This is a genomic window from Streptomyces sp. NBC_01260, from assembly GCF_036226405.1.
GTDB lineage: Bacteria > Actinomycetota > Actinomycetes > Streptomycetales > Streptomycetaceae > Streptomyces > Streptomyces laculatispora.
In genome coordinates this window covers 789,664-806,766 of sequence record NZ_CP108464.1, presented here as the reverse complement: position 1 = coordinate 806,766, position 17,103 = coordinate 789,664, and the positions used below count along the sequence as shown (strand labels likewise).

Here is a 17,103-nt window from a genome sequence, read left to right as displayed (position 1 = left end):
AGGGGATGCCTTTGTCGGACCCAGTGTCGTTACTGGCCATGGCCGGCGCCACCACCGTCGTTTCCGCCATGGCCACCTCCGCGTGGGAGGTGGCCCGCGACCGGACCGTGGCGCTCTTCAGACGGCGTGACGAGGGCATGACGGGAGACGAGGACGACCCCGTGCAGGCCGAGTTGGAGGCGAGTGCGGCCCGAGTGCGGGACGCGGCCGAGCTGGAGGTTGCCCGAAACAGGCAGGTGCAGCGCTGGCAGGAGAACCTGGAGGATCTGCTGCGCCGTGCCCCGGAGCTCTCCGGCGAAGTGGCCGCGCTGATCGACGAGGTCGGCGCTCTGTTGCCGACGGCTCAGAACGTCTGGCAGCAGAGCGTGCATGCTACTGGCGGCGGGTCGGCGTACGGCGCGCTTGGGCCGGGCAGCAGCGTGCACGTCCACCATCGTGCCTCGCCGTACCCCTCGCCACCGGCCAGCGCCACCGACGCCGAGGAAGACACGCCGTGACACAGTCCGTCCGCGCCGAGAACGGCTTTGCCTATGGTGTTGTCGGCGCGGACATCCACGTCTTCGGCGATGGCATACCGGTGTACCTGCTTCAGCGGTGGCGCCCGCCGCCCGCCGCCGACGACTCGTTCCTGCGCGAGGTGCCGAGCCGCATGCTCAACGCCCGTTTCGCCGTTGTGGAGTTCACCGGCCGGACGGCGGAGCTGGCAGCGCTGCGGCGATGGCGAGACAAGGGGCCACAGCTCGCTGTGAGGTGGCTGCACGCGCCAGGCGGGCAGGGGAAAACCCGGCTCGCCGACCACTTCGCGCGTGAATCGGCGGACGACGGCTGGCAAGTGGTCACCGCCACGCACGGCCCCGGGAGCGTAATTCCGCCGCCCGGCAGCCAGGATCTCGGCGCCGCTGCGGACGGCACCCTGCTGGTCGTCGACTACGCCGACCGCTGGCCGCTGTCGCACTTGCTGTGGCTGTTCAGCAACGCCCTGCTGCACCAACCCGAGGTGCCCGCGCGCATCCTGCTGCTGGCCCGAGGCGACGATATCTGGCCCGCCGTCCGCGCCTCCGTTGCCAACCTCCAGGCCGGAACGTCCACGCAGTTCCTGCCTCCGCTGTCCGACGGGACGCAGGAGTGGGAGGGCGACGGGTCGCCGCGGACGGAGATGTTCGCTGTCGCCCATGACAGCTTCGCCGCCCGGTACGGCGTCCCGTCCCTCCGTGTCGAAACACCCGCCGCCCTCGCCGGGGACGACTTCGGGCTGACCCTTTCGGTACACCTCGCGGCCCTGGTCGCTGTCGACGCCCACGTCGCGGGCCGTCGCCCGCCGCCCGACCTCGCCGGGCTGACCTGCTACCTCCTGGACCGCGAACATCTGCACTGGGCACGGCTGCACGGAGAGGGCGGCCACGAGATCGACCCGACCGCGCGGACCTTCACCACCCCGCCCGACGCGATGAACCGGACCGTGTTCACCGCCGCGCTCACGGGGCCGATGGCGCCCGCTCAGGGGTTGGACGTCGTTGCCGGGCTGGACCTGAAGCTCCCGGCGCACCGCGTGCTCGCCGACCACGCCGTCTGCTACCCACCGGCGGACCCAGCCCAGGAGACCGTCCTGGAACCGCTGTACCCAGACCGCCTCAGCGAGGACTTCCTGGCGCTCACCCTCCCGGGGCACCACGCCGAGTACCCGGCCCAGCCATGGGCCCGAGTGACCGTCGGCACCCTGCTTACCGGCGCCACCGACCCCGCCACACTCCTGTGGACCCCCCGCGCCGTCACCTTCCTTGCATCGGCCGCCCAGCGCTGGCCGCACGTCGGACCACGGCACTTGTACCCACTCCTCGCGGCCGCCCCCCACGTCGCCGTCGCAGCCGGCAGCGCCGCCCTGACCACGCTGGCCCGGCTCGACGACATCGCACCCGAACTCCTCGAAGCCATTGCGGCCCACTTCCCGCCGTTCAAGCTGCCCCACCCAGACCTCGACCCGGGCGTCGCAGCCGTCAGCACCCGACTACTGCCGCACCGGCTCTCACGGGCCGGGCACCTCAACGACCAGGGCGTCGTCCGGCACGAGCACAGCGTCCGCCTCTATCACGCGGGGCAACTGGAGGAATCGCTGGCGGCGGCCGAGGAAAATGTGCGGGAATACCGAGCGCTGGACCGCAACAAACTGCGGCACCCCGCCGAGGCGGAACTGGTCGAACGCAACCTCTCGACCGCGCTGACGGCCTACGGCGTGCGACTCTCCGCAGTCGGACGCCGCGCCGACGCACTGGCGGCCACCGAGGAATCCATCAGAATCCTGCGCGAACTCGCCGGACGAGACGATCAGTATCGGTCCGATCTCGCGAGCGCGCTGCTGAACGTCGGGCGAGATCTGTGCCAGGCCGACCGGTGGGTCGACGCGACCGTCACGACACAGGAGTGCGTGGCCCTATTCCGGGAGTTGGCCGCTGGCGACCCCGTGACCCATGAGCGGGACCTGTCCGCGTCTCTGGTGGGGCTCGGCCTGTGCCTCGGATTCACCGCCACTCCCGAGGAGTCTGTGGCGGCACTCCAGGAAGGCATTATTATCCTGCGACGGCTCTCGCAAACGAACGCGGCAGCGCACACCAAGGCCCTGGCGGAAGCTCTGTCCAACCTCGCCAAGGCACTGTGGCGCGTAGGCGACCCCGGGATCTCTGTGGCGCAGGAAGCGGTGGCTCTCCTCCGCCGACTCGCCGCAGTCCATCCTGTCTCGTACGAGAGCGAGTTGGCGAACGTACTGACCGGGAGCGCCGTGCACCTGCTCTACGCGGGACAGGGAGCCGAGGCACTCTCCGCCGCCCACGAGTCCGTATCCATACTGCGGCGCTTGGCCGGGCGTCAACCGCAAGCCCACGCGAACAAACTGGCCGAGGCACTGGCCTCACTCAGCATTGTGCTCCTGGCCATCGGCCGCCGTAACGACGCCATCGCCGTGACCGACGAGGCCGTGGCCATACGCCGCCGCATGGCCATGGCCGACCCGGGATTCGAGGCGAGGCTCGCCCTCATGCTGCTCCTCGCCATCAACCTGCGGACCGAGGCGGGCGGCTCCTGGCTGGAGGAAGCCGTCGTCCTGCTCGCCGAGGCCGGAACAGTCATCGAACGGCACGACACCATGCCAGCGCAGCTTTCTAAGGGGTACCGCGAAGCTCGGGCCCTCCTCGCCGACCGCCTGACCGCAGAGGGACACCGTGCCGCGGCCGATGACCTCCGCCGTACTGTCCCCAGACCACCTACCGAAGAGGACGCGAGCATGTGAAGCGGAGGTGCCCCGGCGCGAACTGATCGCCGCCGTTTGTGGCTGGTGGCGATCCTGCTGGCTTGTTCGGTCACGCGGCGAGGGAAAGGCTGAGTCGGGCAAGGTGGCTGATGCGGGTGTGGTCGAGCGGGTGGCCGTTCCACCAGGCATCGAGGCGGATGAGGTTGAGCGCAGCGGCGGAGAAAGAGTGCTCCAGGTGGGTCTTCTGGAGGCCGAGGTAGCGGGCACGTCTCATTCCGGTGACCGCGACGGCCTGGTGGATGGTTCCCTCGATGCCCGCGCGGGTTCCGTACTTGGCTCGCCACTCATCGTCGCCCTGCTGGAGGCGGGCATGGTCGAGGACTTCTTGCACCTCGCGGGGTTGCAGGGACAGGGTCCGGCCGCCGGTCTTCGAGCGGGTGCACTGGCCCCGAACCGGGCAGGGGCGACATGTTTCCTTGTCGAATTTGATGACGATGGCCGTGGTCCCGCGCTGGGTCGCGGGGCTCCACCAGGTGCTGGTGTCCCCGCGTGGGCAGGTGGCCTGCCGATTTTCCCAGTCGATGGTGAACGCGGTGCGGTCGAACCCCGCGCCGGCACGTGCCTGGGGCGAGCTGTTCATCAGGACCGGAGTGACCATGGTGACCCCGAAACTCTTCTTCATCCCCACGATCAACTCGGCGGAGGCATAACCGGAATCGAGGAAGTGCTCGGCGGGCAGAAGACCACCGCCTGCGAGCATGTGATGGACCGGTTCAGTCATTTCCGCGTCGGTCACTGTGGCGTCGGTGGTCGCGATACTGGTGATCAAGCGCGGCGGCGGTCCGTCGGCTCCAGGGATCGTCGCCTGGCCGGCGGGCGCGTCGTGGTCATCAATTTCGTCGCAGGACTCACTGATGTGGACCTTGTAGCCGGTCCACCAGGAGCCCTGCTTGAGGCCGTAGCGCGCGTCCGTGTCGTACGGGGAGACCAGCCGCAGTCTGCCGGGCGGGAGGTCTTTGCTCTCCCGGCGCTTCACCTCCGCCTCCGCCTCGGCCTCGGTCACGGCACGGTGGTAGTTCTGCACACACATCGTGCGCAGGACCTGCACCGCCGGGAGTTCGCGCAGCCAGGCTGGGGCGTCAGGCGCGTGCACCGCCTCCAGCAGCGCGAACCCGTCCCGGCCGTAAGCCAGGGCCATCTCCTCGCGCCTGCTCGTAGAAGCCGACGGATGCCAGGAGTGAATCCGCGGTCCATAGCGCTCGGCCCATTCCCGAACGGGCACCGCCTGGATCAGCCAGTCCGGGGCCGCGCAGGCCAGCCGCCTCCAGCGCGGCCCGCAGCGTCTCCCCGGCCAGCTCCAGCCTGTTCAGATCACGGACCGCCGCCAGCACGCGGGTGGAGTCAGTACGCTGCTTGCCTCCCGCCTTCACCAAGCCCCCGTCCTTGAGCGCGGTCAGCAGCAGGTCGAGCACCTTCTCCTCCATCCCGTGCTCGACCAACCGCGTGCGGAACTCGGACAGCACCGAGGCGTCGAACCCGGGATCATCCAGCTCCAGGCTGAGCGCGTATTTCAGGTCCATGCCGTACCGCACCCGATGCACTGCCCCCCGGTCAGTGAGGTTCTCGGCGAACTGCAACACCGTCACCAGCGCGAGCCGGCCCGGTGACCAGCCTGGCAGCCCTCTGGCTCCGAAAGCCTCGGCGAACTCGGCGTCCGCGAACAACTCGCCCAGCTCGTCACGGACCCGCATCGCCAACGGGTACGGGCCCCGTGCCGCCACCGCCCGCGCCACCTGCGCGGTCAGCTCAGGCACCTTCGGCCACGGCCTCGGCTGCATCGACATTTCCACACCCCACCCGCGACCGGGAACGTCAAGACGGCCGCTGCTGTCCTGCCCAACGAGCCGTCAGGCCTGCTGGGTACGGAATAAGCGAGCAGGATCGTCACCAGCCGCAAACGGCGGTGATCAGTCCTCGGACCTGGTGGGTTGGGACAGTTCCGGCGTACTCGTCGCCTCATTGAGTGCGAGGCGACCGCCCTTCAGCTCGGGCACGTAGTTGTAGATCGTGTTCCTGGAGAAGCCAAGGAGCTTCGCGATCGAGGTGACGGTGTTCTCCGGGCGGGCGAGCAGGTCGCGGGCGTGACGTACCTGCTCCTCCGTCATCGCCCGCGGGCGACCGAGTCGGGCGCCGCGGGCACGAGCGGCGTCCAGGCTCTCGTTGGTGCCCTGCACGATGAGTTCGCGGATGAATTCCGCCAGTGCCGCGAACACGTGGAAAACCAGGCGCCCGCCGGGCGTGGTCGTGTCCAGCGCCTCGTGCAGCGCGGTGAAGCCGACGCCACGCTTGCGCAGGCCGGACACGATCGCGATGAGGTCCTGGATGGAACGGCCAAGCCGGTCCAGCGACGGGACGACGAGGGTGTCGTCCTCGCGCAGGTAGTCGAGGGCCTTCCACAGTTCCTCGCGCTCGGCGTTCCTGCCGGACTTCTTGTCGGCGAAGATCCGGATGCACCCTGCCTCGGTGAGTGCGTGGATCTGCCGGTCGAGCAACTGCCCCTTGGTGGACACGCGTGCGTATCCCACGAGGCTGCCGGTCCGTACGGCCGGAACGGGTGCGAGGAGATCGGCGGTGTCGTCGTCCTGGGGTGGCTGCACCTGCCAGATCGTACAGAAAACGTTGCTCCTCAAGTTCTTGAGCACATCGACTTTCTGACACCGTTTTATGGGCATGATCCGGCGTCGATCCGGCTGTGCGCCGCCACTTATTGATCTTGCTCATCAATCGGTCGATTCTTGAGCGGTATCGTCGAGCCCAGACACCGCTTGACGCTTCGTCGTGATTTCGTGAGAGCTGTATTAGGTCCTGTTTCTCGGATCTCCTGACCTGCGAGGGGTGTTGGGGCCAGGCTGGGTTCATGGGCCGTGGGGATCTGACGAATGCGGAGTGGGATCGGCTGGAGTCGTTCCTACCTCCTGGTGGTACGCGTGGAGGTCGGTGGAGCGATCACCGCCGGGTGATCAACGGGGTTCTCTACCGGGTGCGGACCGGCGTGCAGTGGCGGGATCTGCCGGAGCGATTCGGGCCATGGGAGACGGTCTATAAACGACATCGTCGCTGGTCAGCCGATGGAACCTGGCAGATGCTGCTGTCTCGCATCCAGGTAGCCGAGGACGCCGAGGGCGGCATCGACTGGGACGTGTCGGTGGACTCGACAGCCGTGCGAGCCCACCAGCACGCCGCCGGTGCGAGGAAAGCGCCCCCGGCCGCCGTCCCTCAAAGGGGGGCCAAGTGGGGGACGAACCAGGTCGATCCGGTACTGCGGAGACTGACCATCCGCCTGGAGGAGGTGGTCAGGTCGGCGAATGTCTGGGACGTTCCCGCGGAGGATTCACCACCAAGATCCACCTCGTTGCCGAGGGACGATGCCGCCCCTCGCCTTCGTCCTGACACCCGGACACTACGGAGACGGACCCCAGCTCGAGCGGGTGCTGGAACAGGTTCTGGTGCCGCGAGCCGGAGTCGGCCGGCCACGCACCCGGCCCGACCATGTCTTGGCGGACAAGGCCTACACGTCCCGGAAGAACCGCCGCTACCTGCGACGACGCGGAATCCGGCACACCATCCCCGAACGTCTCGACCAGCAGAGACACCGCAAGAACCGAGGTTCACGCGGCGGTCGGCCTACCGGTTTCGACAGCGAGCTCTACAAGAAGCGCAACACCGTCGAACGCACCATCAACCGCCTCAAAGGCTTCCGCGCCGTCGCGACCCGCTACGAGAAACGCGCCTACATCTACCTCGGCACCGTCACACTCGCAGCACTCATGATCTGGCTCCGTACATGATCCGAGAAACAGGACCTAGGCCAGCGGTCCACGCTCGGGTGTCGGATCCGTATCGGCGGGCTGTGCCGTACCACTCGGACGCTTGGACCGGGGCCTCGGGAGGACGGCGGCGGGGATGAAGCTGATGAGCGTGAAGGTCAGCATCCACCAGAAGGTGTTGCCGTAGGCGCTCGCGATGTGCCCGCTTCCGGGCAACGTCGACGCATTCGGGAGTTGGACGGCCAAGATGACGGCGATCACGGCGGTGCCGAACGACGCGCCGAGCCGTTGGACGACGCTGATCATGCCGGTCGCTCCGGCGATGGCTACCGCGGAGATGTCACGGTACGCCCCGGCGGTGATGGCCACCCCGACGAATCCAAGACCGAGACCTCGTACGAACAAGGAGACGCTGAGCAGGATATCGTCCGGCGCGGCGAAGAGCTGGGTGAAGACCACGGTTCCGAGAGCGGTAACGGCCGTGCCCCACAGCACCAGCGGTCGCGATCCGTATCGGTCGGCCAGCACGCCGGCGAACGCGATTGCCAGCAGGGTTCCCAGTCCTTGTGGTGCGAGTAGCCATCCGATGGTGCCGGCGTCGTAGCCGCGAGTGCGGGCGTAGAACAGGGGCAGCAGGAAGAGCGGCCCGTAGACGGCAACGCCGTGGAGGAAGATCAGTACGGAGGAAGCGGAGAACGCGCGGGAGGAGAACAACCGCAGGTCGAGCAGCGGATTTACGGTTCGCAGGGCATGGACGGCGAACCCGCCCAGGAGCGCGATACCCGCGGACAGGACCAGCATGGTGACAGGGTTGGTGAAGCCCTCAGTGTCGTGGAAGCGGGAGAAGCCGTAGACCAGGAGACCAAGACCGGGCGGCAGGAGCAAGAGGCCGCCCCGGTCGACGGGGGCGGCATGACGTCCGCCGGGCGCTGGGAGTATCCGCCAGGCCAGGACCAGCGCGACGATACATATCGGCACGTTGACGAAGAAGATCCAGCGCCAGCCGAGACCATCGATGATGAAGCCGCCGAGCACGGGACCGACGATCGGCGCGAGCTGCGCGGGCAGGGCGATCAGGCTCATGACCCGGCCGAACCGTTGGGGCCCTGCCGCCTGCGCAAGGATCGCCTGGCACAGCGGGAGGATCATGCCTCCGCCGATGCCCTTGACGACCCGGAAGACGACGAGGCTGGTGATCGACCACGCGGTGCCGCAGAGCACCGAGCCGAGCAGGAACAGAGTGATCGAGAACATCCACATCGGCTTGGCACCGAAGCGGTCGACACTCCATCCGACGAGCGGGGTGACCAGAGCGAGGGTGAGCAGGTAGGCGGTGCTGACCCACTGGAACGAGTTCTCGGAGGCGCCGAAGTCCCGGGCGATGGACTCCAGAGCGACGCTGACGATCGTCGTGTCCAGCAGGGAGGCGACAGCGCCGGCAAGCAGCACCGCGGCGAGCACGATCAGTCCGCGATCCAGCCCCGGCGCTTTGATTGTTGGCATGCCAACAGAATAGATGGCATGCCAACAAAGTGTTAGCGTTGCCCCATGCCCGACGCATCGCTCAATCCCTCACCCCCCGAACGGGAACCGCCGAGCGGCCGGCCCGGAGGAGGCGTTCACGTACCGGAGGCTCCGGTCGGCTCCGCTCTCCTGCGGCTGCTGCGGGCGCACGCACAGCTCGGCACCGCTCTGCTGGCCAGGATCGGCGTCCCACCGCCGCAAGAGCTCATCCTGCTGCGCTTGGAGGAACACGGGACGCTGCCGCAGGGTGACCTCGTCCGCTATCTGTACCGCGACCGGTCAACCACCAGCGCGACCCTGCAAGCGATGGAGCGCGCCGGGCTGATCACCCGCAGTCCGTCGCGCAGTGACCGCCGGGCGCTCGACGTCAGCATCACCGACGCCGGGCGCACCTTGTGTCCTGCGGTGCGGGATGCGTGGGCCGAGTTGGAGGAGGCGGCCTTCTCCCACCTCTCGTCCGAGGGCCGCGCCGCTTTGATTGCCGCTATGGACGCCTCCCAACAGGCTCTCGCCGTGACCCTTGAGAAACGCTCCCATGAAAGAGCGTCCGTACCTTCTGAAAGCCGGAGACAACAGTGACCCGTCCCAAGCTCACCGTGGTGATCGCCAGCACCCGCAGGGGACGGTTCGGTCCCACCGTAGGACACTGGTTCGCTGACATAGCTCGGAAGGACGAGACATTCGACGTTGATGTCCTCGACCTGGCCGACGTCGACCTGTCCCCGTCTTTCGACGCCAGCCCTGCGTTGGCGCGCTTCAGCGAGCAGGTCGGCGCCTCGGACGCCTTCGTGATCGTGACTCCTGAGTACAACCACAGCTTCCCCGGGCCGCTCAAGACTGCGCTCGACAGTGTCCGGACCGAATGGCAGGCCAAGCCCGTCGCTTTCGTCTCGTACGGCGGTCTCTCCGGCGGGCTGCGTGCGGTCGAATCACTGCGTCAGGTCGTAGCTGAACTCCATATGGTCAGCGTTCGCGCCAGCGTGAGCTTCCACGGGGCCCACAGCCTGTTCGGCGCCGACGGGCAGCCGCTCGCCCCGGACGCCCCGCTCGACGCGGCCACCGAACTGCTGGGTCAACTCGGCTGGTGGACGAATGCCTTGAAACAGGGCCGCACCGATGAGCCCTACCCTGCCTGACGGCTTTCCTGTCCGATCCGTCCTTCCGCCGCGAGACCCACAACCACAGAACGAGGAAGTGCCACTATGCGTGCTGTCGTGATCGACGGCTACGGCGGCCCCGAAGTCCTCCGGCTCGCCGAGGTCCCCGAACCTGCTCCTGGCCCCGCCCAGGTACGGATTCGAGTACACACCGCCGGCGTCAACCCGGTTGATGTCAAGCAGCGCGGCGGATACTTCTCCGCCATTGCCCAGGCCCAGTTCCCGCTGCGTCTGGGCAATGAATACGCGGGCATCGTCGACCAGCTCGGGGACGGGGTCGAAGGCATCGCGGTCGGCGACGAGGTGCTGGGTTCGGCCACCGGCCAGTGCTACGCGGACTGGGTCGTCATCGAGGCCGCGGACACCGTCGCGAAACCGGCGTCGATGGGCTGGGACGTTGCAGGGGGAATCGCGACCGTTGGCCAGACCGCGTACACCGCGCTGAAGCAGATCGGCGGTGTGAAGGACGGCGACACGCTGCTCGTGCACGCTGCCGCGGGCGGGGTCGGCACGATGGCGGTGCAGATCGCCAGGCTGTGGGGCGCCACCGTCATCGGTACCGCGAGTGAGCGTAACCACGACTACCTGCGCTCCCTCGGCGCGATCCCGGTGGCCTACGGGCCCGGACTCGTTGAACGTGTGCGCAAGATCGCACCGCAAGGGCTCGACGCCGCACTCGACGCGATCGGCGGCGATGCCACCGCCGCCTCGCTGGAGCTCGTCGCCGGCCTCGACCGCATCGGGACCACGATCGATACCGAAGGCGCTGAGAAGTACGGATTCCACCGTGTCGGCGGCCGAACGACGCCTGGTCTGCGGCAGGTGGTCGAGTGGTACCGCACAGGCGCTGTCACGATCCCCAGCGTCACTGTCTACCCACTCGATCACGTCGCCGCCGCCCACCGCCACGTTGAAGCCGGTCACACTCAAGGCAAGGTCGTCTTGCAGGTCAGGTAGGCCCGTCCACGCATTCTCGACACGGCACCCCGTCGGGCCTGCGGCCGGACTGGGAGTCCGCCACCGAATCGCGAGCCGGTACAGTCGTGAACAGGCACAGCGTCGCCAATGCGCTCGCCGCCGAAAATCCGGACGCCGACGAGTAGCGAAGCCTTCAGGCTGGGACAGTGGTCCGGAGTAATTGCAGCTGACTCCGGACCACTGTCGACTCTACGGCCTGCCTGACTGGGCCGGATGCCGCTCGTCCACCGGGGTGCGCGGCGCGGGAACGGCGGCAGCCGCGGTGAGGTTAGCCGGGTGTCCATGTCGAGGTTCACCTCCCCGTACGGGCGTACGTGGGACCAGAACAGCGGGGTCAGACCGCGCCGGTCGGCCGAGGTGAGCGCCGGGGGCTTGCTGATGGCGTTGAAGGAGGAGCTTGCGCGGGCGCAGTATCCGCCGTTCTTCCGGGATATGGCGCGGCTGGAGGCGGAGGCCATCACCCTGCACGTGTACGCAACGATGGCTGTGCCTGGCCTGTTGCAGACAGAGGAGTACGCGCGCGCTGTATTCGCTGTGCGGAGACCGCTTCTCGACGAGGAGACGATCGAGCAGCGCGTGTCGGCACGTCTGGCGCGGCAGGCGATCTTTGCTCGGAAGCCGATGCCAACTCTGAGCTTCGTGATCGAGGAGTCGGTGCTGCGACGTCCGGTCGGGGGCTGGGACGTGCAACGTGGCCAACTGGAACAGATCATCCTCCATGGCCACCGGCGGAACGTGGAGATCCAGATCATGCCGACCGATCGGCATGGACACTGCGGACTTGCTGGGCCGTTCACCTTGATCGAAAAGGGCGACGGGCGCAGGATGGCATACGTTGAAGTTCAGCGAGACAGCCGTCTGCACACCGAGCGCGGCGTTGTGCGGGATATCGAGGAGCAGTACGGGATCATCCGAGCTCAGGCTCTGACACCGAGTGAATCGCTGGATTTCGTCAAGGGACTTCTGGAAGAGGGATGATGGGCCGGACGGAGATGCCGAGCGTGCCGGACGCGGCTTGGTTCAAGAGCAGCTACAGCAGTGGCGAAGGCGGCGAATGCGTCGAAGTCGCCTGGCGCAAGAGCAGCTCCAGCACCGGCAACGGCGGCCAGTGCGTGGAGTTTGTCGCCGCAGCAACCCATGTGCACATCCGCGACTCGAAGCAGCTCAGCGGCCCCATGCTGACCGTCGGTCCAGGCGCATGGACCGGATTCGTCGGCCTAGTCACCAACTGAGCGCGAAACGCTAGGAGAGCCCCGGCGCGCCCGCACAGGGCGTAACGGCGGGACCTCCTGCGTGCGGCGGGACTACTCGTCCACGCTCTCCTCGCGGCGGATCATCCGCCACGCCGCCCGGCGCGCGCTGCGGTCGAGGCTGGACTTGACTGCCTTGTCGGGCCCGAAGTACTGCCGCCCCATGCCGGCGATCGTATCGATGTGGTCGGCCATCTTGTCGGCGAAGACGCGGTCGAAGACCTTGCCGAAGTTCGCCACGTCGTCGTTGGCGACAGCGGCAAGTCGGACCTTTGTGCAGCGGCACTTCGCGCGCTTCGAGCTGAGCCATGAATCGCATGATTCCTCACCGGATGGCGGCTTCGCAGCGAAGTTGAGGAACAGCAGGGAGTCACGGGGGGTGCGGGTTGCGTGGGTGTTCCGGCAGGGAAGGGGGACAGGCGTCCCTGGCACGGCGGAGCTCCAGCCCCGCAAAGCCCCTTCCGTCCGGGATCGGGAGGGGCTCCGGCGGGCCTCCGGCCGGGCAGAGGCCCGCCGGGCGGCGTCAGCCGCAGTGGTCCGCCCTCTCCTGATCGGTCATCGCCCGGGTGTGCTGCGTCTTGGTGCTCGGCGCGTCCGGCATCGGGCCCGTCGCGTCGAAGGGCACGTACCAGTAGTAGTGGCCGTGGAAACGGTCCGGGAAGTGCAGCTCGTACGTTCCGCTGACGTGCTGCATCTGGACCTCGCGGGTCACCCAGCCGACCTCGCCCGGCCGGACGTTCACGGCCGTCAGCTCCGACTCGGTGTGTGAACTCTCCCACGTGTGCCCGTAGGTGGCCGTGATGCTCATCTTGAACACGAGCGAGAAGCCGTACTCCGCGGTCAGGGAGACGCCGACACTGTTGGACTCGCCCGTCGTGTCCGACCAGCCGACGGTGGTGGTCTGGCTGTCCGGGGTGCAGTTGAAGGCCGAGTCGCCTACCTGGTGGGACTCGCCCATCGATATCTCGGCTGCCCCGTCGGGGTGGAAGACGCAGCTGTCGGTCCCGTTGTCGCACTTGTCGAGCAGTTCACGGATGGTGGGCTGGTCCTCGGCGAGCGCGGTGCCCGGAGCGCTCAGGACGGCGCTGCCCGCGGTCACGAGCGCCGCGAGAAGCAGGGGGAGCCGGACTTTCACTGTCATGGGTGATCTCCGTGGGGGGTGATCGTGCCTGTGTGGGGGGAGGGAGGGCATGAGCGCCCGGTGGGAACGGTGGTCAGCTGAAGCCGATGGACTGGGTGCGGTCGTTCATGAACGACCCGATGGCGGCGCTGTTCGCCTCGAACGGGCCGTCCCGGTCACCGTTCAGTCCCGGCTCGGGGTAGAGCCAGAGTGCGCAGCCGCCCCACGGCTGCAAGGAGGAGATGCGGTTCTTCCAGTCGTCCTCGAGGTCGAACTGGAAGTTGACCCAGCCGTCCTTCACACACGGCTCGGCGCCCCAGATGGTCAGGGACGCGCCTCCGTACTGCTCGTCCTCGAAGAAGGTTCCCTGGATGACCCCGTCCTGCGCCTGGTCGGCCATTCGGGCGTTGAACGCGTCACTGCGCACCGCTTCGGTCGCGGACAGTGGTGCCCCGGTGACCCGGCCTCCGCTGGCGGCCTCGATGGCCTCCGTGAACGTCCGATAACAACGCTCGCTGCCGGACGTCGCGTTCACTGTGCAGTGCGGGGCGCCACCGTCACCAGTCAGTGGTCCGGCCGTGTCCCGGACGGCTGCGCCGGCCGACGGAGCGACGGCGGCGGCCGAAAGCAGCAGCGCCGCGGTCAGGATGCCGGAGGTACGTACGGATCTTGCACGCATAGGCAACATCGCTTTCCTTGGGGTCAGTTGGCTCCCCGCGTCTTTCCGGGATCGCTCACGGCAAACCGGCCCGGTCGCGCTCTCTTTCGCCGACATGTCGACCTCGCAGTCCAGTTCCGGCTCGCAGCATTCATGCGTACCCGGACGCGGCGGCGGATGCCACGGTCCGGACTGCGAACGGGAGCCCCCGCCTTCCCGCCGCCGAGTGTTCGGCCGAATGCCACCGTGTGCACACTGCACGGGTCTTCCGCCGGCCCGCCGGTTCTGGAACACTCCAGTCGCTTTCGCCCTTATGTTTCCTCACCCCACAGAGGCCCCTCTCATGGAAGAACTCAACCGTCGCCGACTCCTGCAACTCGCCGGGGGAACGGTCGCCTTCACCGCGTTGTCGAGCAGCATCGCCCGGGCCGCGTCACTGCCCGCGAAGGGCCGTACGGGCACGCTCCAGGACGTCGAGCACATCGTCGTGCTGATGCAGGAGAATCGTTCCTTCGATCACTATTTCGGCACCATGAAGGGTGTGCGCGGCTACGGTGACCCGCGTCCGGTCACGCTGCCCAGCGGGAAGCCGGTCTGGCATCAGAAGGACTTCCTCGGACGGGAGGTGCTGCCGTTCCGGCCGCCCGCCGACGATCTCGGGCTGCAGTTCCTCCAGGACCTGAACCACGACTGGGCCGGTGGTCACTGGGCTCTCAACAAGGGCAAGTACGACCAGTGGGTGCCTGCCAAGACCGCTACGACGATGGCCCACCTCACCCGTGAGGACATTCCGTTCCACTACGCGCTCGCCGACGCGTTCACCGTCTGCGACGCGTACCACTGCTCGTTCCTCGGCTCGACCGACCCGAACCGTTACTACCTGTGGAGCGGGTACACCGGCAACGACGGCACCGGCGGCGGTCCCGTGCTCGGCAACGACGAGGCGGGGTACGGCTGGAAGACCTACCCCGAGCGGCTGGAGGAGGCCGGGGTGTCGTGGAAGGTCTACCAGGACATCGGCGACGGGCTCGACGCCGCCGGCTCCTGGGGGTGGATCAACGACGCCTACCGGGGGACCTACGGCGACAACTCGCTTCTCTACTTCAACAGTTATCGCAATGCCAAGCCCGGAGAACCCCTCTTCGACAAGGCGCGCACCGGAACCGACGTCAAGAACGGTGACGGGCTCCTCGACGATCTGAAGGCCGACGTCCGGGCCGGGACGCTCCCCAAGATCTCGTGGATCGTCTCGCCAGAGGCCTACAGCGAGCACCCCAACTGGCCCGCCAATTACGGAGCCTGGTACATCTCGCAGGTGCTGGACGCGCTGACCTCCAACCCCGAGGTCTGGGGCCGTACCGCCCTGTTCATCACGTACGACGAGAACGACGGATTCTTCGACCACGTCGTGCCGCCGTTCGTACCGTCCGGGGCCGCGCAGGGGCTGTCCACCGTGGACACCTCCGCCGATCACTTTCCCGGCGACATCCGGTACTTGGCCGGTCCGTACGGGCTCGGCCAGCGTGTGCCCATGACGGTCGTGTCCCCGTGGAGCACCGGCGGTTTCTCGTGCTCGGAGGTCTTCGACCACACTTCCGTCATCCGCTTCATGGAAGAGCGCTTCGGCGTGCACGAGCCCAACATCTCGCCCTGGCGGCGCGCCGTCTGCGGCGATCTCACCTCGGCCTTCGACTTCCGCCGCAAGGACACCGCACCCGTCTCGCTGCCCTCCACGGACGGATACGCGCCGCCGGACGGCAACCGGCACCCCGACTACGTACCGGCGCCGCCGGCCTCCGGCAGCGTGCCGAAGCAGGAGCCCGGCTCGCGGCGCACCCGGCCACTGCGGTACGCGCCCCTCGTGGACGGGGTGGCCGACCCGGCCTCCGGGAAGTATCAGCTCACCTTCAGCGGCGGCGACGCGGCCGGGGCGCAGTTCCTGGTGACGTCCGCGAATCGCGGCGACGGGCCCTGGACCTACACCACCGAGGCGGGCAAGTCGCTCTCCGACCGTTGGAACACGGCCTACTCCAAGGAAGTGACCGACCTCACCGTGCACGGTCCGAACGGGTTCCTGCGCGCCTTCCGGGGGCCCGGCAAGGCGGCAGGACCGGAGGTGACGGCACGTCATAACGCCACGAACGGAGGGCTCGACCTGACTCTCACCCATGCCGGCACGGGCACTGTCCAGCTGACCGTGCGCAACGCGGATGCCTACGGCGGCGGGGCGCAGACATTCAAGGTGCGTGCGGGCACGACCGTGAAGCACGCCGTTGACCTGCGGGGAAGCAAGCGCTGGTACGACATCACGGTGGTCTCGGACGCGGACGCCACGTTCCTGCGGCGGTTCGCCGGGCACATCGAGACGGGCGAGGCCGGCACGAGCGACCCCGGGCTCGTCACCGGCTGACCGACCGGCCCGTGCCGCGGCACCGGCTGATCGAGCCGTCATCGCAAGGACAGGGGTGCATGGGGACCGGGTCCGGCCCTGTCCCCATGCACCCCTGACTATCCGTCGGCTGTGCGGCGCCGCCCGTCGGGGCGTACCGCCCCAATGCGTTAGGGTTTTGACGGGTCATGAGCTCCAGCGCGCAGCCCCGGCTGGCTGGACGGCACCCCGCTCCGCTGCGGGTGCTCCGGGTGACGACCTGCCCCGTGCGCGAGGTGCGGGGAACAGCGGACCGTGGTGCAGGCGCTCGGGGTCCCTCATCCCCGGAAGGCGGGACTCACCATGCTGCGTCACCTCACCGGCTCGGTGCGGAGCGACGGTTGCGAGCGCTACGCCGCAGGCCATCAGGTGCACTGGATCCATGCCAAGAAGTGCCGGCAGGAGCCGGGGCAGGCCGTCGAGATACTGCTGACCGCCGGTGACGTCCGGGACGACGGGTGGGTCGAACTGCGTGCCGCGTTCGACTACGCGGGCGGCCTTCCAGAGGTGTGGACGCACGCTCCGGACCTGCTGAGGGAGGCGCTCGCCGGTCACCGCGGACGCGTGTACTGGCTGTCCCGGTGGCATGCGCTGAAGCTCGTGAACGGCGACGACCAGGTCGCCGGACTCGTCAACGTGGCCCTCGTCAGCGGGGAGTTGTGCGGCGCCGCGGCAGGCTCCAGTCAGCCGTAGCCGTAGCCGTAGCCGTAGCCGTAGCCGTAGCCGTAGCCGTAGCCGTAGCCGTAGCCGTAGCCGGGGCGAGGGCGACGCGTGGTCGGGCGCGGGGTGGTCGGGGGCGGTACTTCGAGATGTTGGTCAATTGTGTGGAGATGTCCGCTCGGGGCTTCGTTCGGGCTGCACATTTGATCGCAGTTGACCGCTGTGGCGTCACATAAAATCCTTATAGTGGGCGTGCGTTG

The 17,103-nt window shown here is 68.0% G+C and carries 15 protein-coding genes, 3 pseudogenes and 1 riboswitch; of the genes and pseudogenes, 10 read left to right on the top strand and 8 right to left on the bottom strand.

The annotated features are described in order from the left end of the window. The first annotated feature begins 11 nt into the window (after nt 1–11). Both OG322_RS03665 and OG322_RS03660 read left to right on the top strand, forming a co-directional pair. Nucleotides 12–497 carry a hypothetical protein gene (locus OG322_RS03665; protein WP_124285668.1) on the top strand — a complete coding sequence of 162 codons (486 nt, stop codon included), beginning with the start codon at nt 12–14 and terminating at the stop codon, nt 495–497. Further along, nucleotides 494–3,280: a tetratricopeptide repeat protein gene (locus OG322_RS03660; RefSeq protein WP_124285669.1), complete on the top strand. Its 2,787-nt coding sequence runs from the start codon at nt 494–496 to the stop codon at nt 3,278–3,280. Before OG322_RS03665 ends, OG322_RS03660 begins: the two co-directional genes overlap by 4 nt. A gap of 70 nt (nt 3,281–3,350) precedes the next feature. Here the strand turns inward: OG322_RS03660 and OG322_RS03655 are convergent, their stop codons facing one another. The 3 genes from OG322_RS03655 to OG322_RS03645 form a co-directional block, all read right to left on the bottom strand. Continuing rightward, nucleotides 3,351–4,439, bottom strand: coding sequence for a transposase (locus OG322_RS03655; RefSeq protein ID WP_241200296.1), 1,089 nt, complete (start codon nt 4,437–4,439; stop codon nt 3,351–3,353). Continuing rightward, entirely contained in the window at nt 4,381–5,085 is a 705-nt protein-coding gene (locus OG322_RS03650) for a transposase (protein ID WP_241200297.1), read from the bottom strand. The genes OG322_RS03655 and OG322_RS03650 overlap by 59 nt, the downstream gene beginning before the upstream one ends. Nucleotides 5,086–5,208: 123 nt before the next feature. Then, nucleotides 5,209–5,898: a recombinase family protein gene (locus OG322_RS03645; RefSeq protein WP_123464236.1), complete on the bottom strand. Its 690-nt coding sequence runs from the start codon at nt 5,896–5,898 to the stop codon at nt 5,209–5,211. 260 nt (nt 5,899–6,158) lie between these two features. Between OG322_RS03645 and OG322_RS03640 the strand changes: the two are divergent. Next, nucleotides 6,159–7,089, top strand: a pseudogene (locus OG322_RS03640) (IS5 family transposase). Between the two features lie 15 nt (nt 7,090–7,104). Here OG322_RS03640 and OG322_RS03635 read toward each other — a convergent pair. Beyond that, nucleotides 7,105–8,571, bottom strand: a complete 1,467-nt coding sequence (locus OG322_RS03635; protein ID WP_123464237.1) for an MDR family MFS transporter — start codon at nt 8,569–8,571, stop codon at nt 7,105–7,107. Nucleotides 8,572–8,616: 45 nt separating this feature from the next. Here OG322_RS03635 and OG322_RS03630 point away from each other — a divergent pair, with 45 nt between their 5' ends. From OG322_RS03630 to OG322_RS03610, 5 genes and pseudogenes are all read left to right on the top strand, one after another. Further along, nucleotides 8,617–9,171, top strand: coding sequence for a MarR family winged helix-turn-helix transcriptional regulator (locus OG322_RS03630; protein ID WP_123464239.1), 555 nt, complete (start codon nt 8,617–8,619; stop codon nt 9,169–9,171). After that, complete coding sequence (locus tag OG322_RS03625; RefSeq protein WP_123464242.1) at nt 9,168–9,728, top strand: NADPH-dependent FMN reductase; 561 nt, start codon at nt 9,168–9,170, stop codon at nt 9,726–9,728. Before OG322_RS03630 ends, OG322_RS03625 begins: the two co-directional genes overlap by 4 nt. A 66-nt stretch (nt 9,729–9,794) precedes the next feature. Continuing rightward, nucleotides 9,795–10,706 (top strand): NADP-dependent oxidoreductase, encoded by a 912-nt coding sequence (locus OG322_RS03620; protein ID WP_123464245.1) that lies wholly within the window; start codon nt 9,795–9,797, stop codon nt 10,704–10,706. Nucleotides 10,707–11,087: 381 nt separating this feature from the next. After that, nucleotides 11,088–11,705, top strand: a pseudogene (locus OG322_RS03615) (DUF5753 domain-containing protein); the annotation flags it as partial. 14 nt (nt 11,706–11,719) lie between these two features. Next, nucleotides 11,720–11,959, top strand: a complete 240-nt coding sequence (locus OG322_RS03610; RefSeq protein ID WP_123466338.1) for a DUF397 domain-containing protein — start codon at nt 11,720–11,722, stop codon at nt 11,957–11,959. Nucleotides 11,960–12,031: 72 nt separating this feature from the next. On the opposite strand, the pseudogene OG322_RS03605 reads toward OG322_RS03610, so the two are convergent. The 3 genes and pseudogenes from OG322_RS03605 to OG322_RS03595 all read right to left on the bottom strand — a co-directional run. Further along, nucleotides 12,032–12,250, bottom strand: a pseudogene (locus tag OG322_RS03605) (hypothetical protein); the annotation flags it as partial. 250 nt (nt 12,251–12,500) lie between these two features. Continuing rightward, complete coding sequence (locus tag OG322_RS03600; RefSeq protein ID WP_123464247.1) at nt 12,501–13,118, bottom strand: hypothetical protein; 618 nt, start codon at nt 13,116–13,118, stop codon at nt 12,501–12,503. A gap of 73 nt (nt 13,119–13,191) precedes the next feature. Continuing rightward, complete coding sequence (locus tag OG322_RS03595) at nt 13,192–13,776, bottom strand: hypothetical protein (RefSeq protein WP_260146922.1); 585 nt, start codon at nt 13,774–13,776, stop codon at nt 13,192–13,194. Between the two features lie 322 nt (nt 13,777–14,098). Here OG322_RS03595 and OG322_RS03590 point away from each other — a divergent pair, with 322 nt between their 5' ends. Together OG322_RS03590 and OG322_RS03585 are read left to right on the top strand one after the other, a co-directional pair. Beyond that, nucleotides 14,099–16,165, top strand: a complete 2,067-nt coding sequence (locus OG322_RS03590; RefSeq protein ID WP_123464249.1) for a phosphocholine-specific phospholipase C — start codon at nt 14,099–14,101, stop codon at nt 16,163–16,165. 163 nt (nt 16,166–16,328) lie between these two features. Further along, nucleotides 16,329–16,438, top strand: a riboswitch (SAM riboswitch). Nucleotides 16,439–16,486: 48 nt separating this feature from the next. After that, entirely contained in the window at nt 16,487–16,876 is a 390-nt protein-coding gene (locus OG322_RS03585) for a hypothetical protein (protein WP_124285671.1), read from the top strand. On the opposite strand, the gene OG322_RS03580 is transcribed toward OG322_RS03585, so the two are convergent. Then, nucleotides 16,867–17,046, bottom strand: coding sequence for a hypothetical protein (locus OG322_RS03580; RefSeq protein WP_329306026.1), 180 nt, complete (start codon nt 17,044–17,046; stop codon nt 16,867–16,869). The two genes, OG322_RS03585 and OG322_RS03580, sit on opposite strands and share 10 nt — an antisense overlap. Nucleotides 17,047–17,103 lie beyond the last annotated feature (57 nt).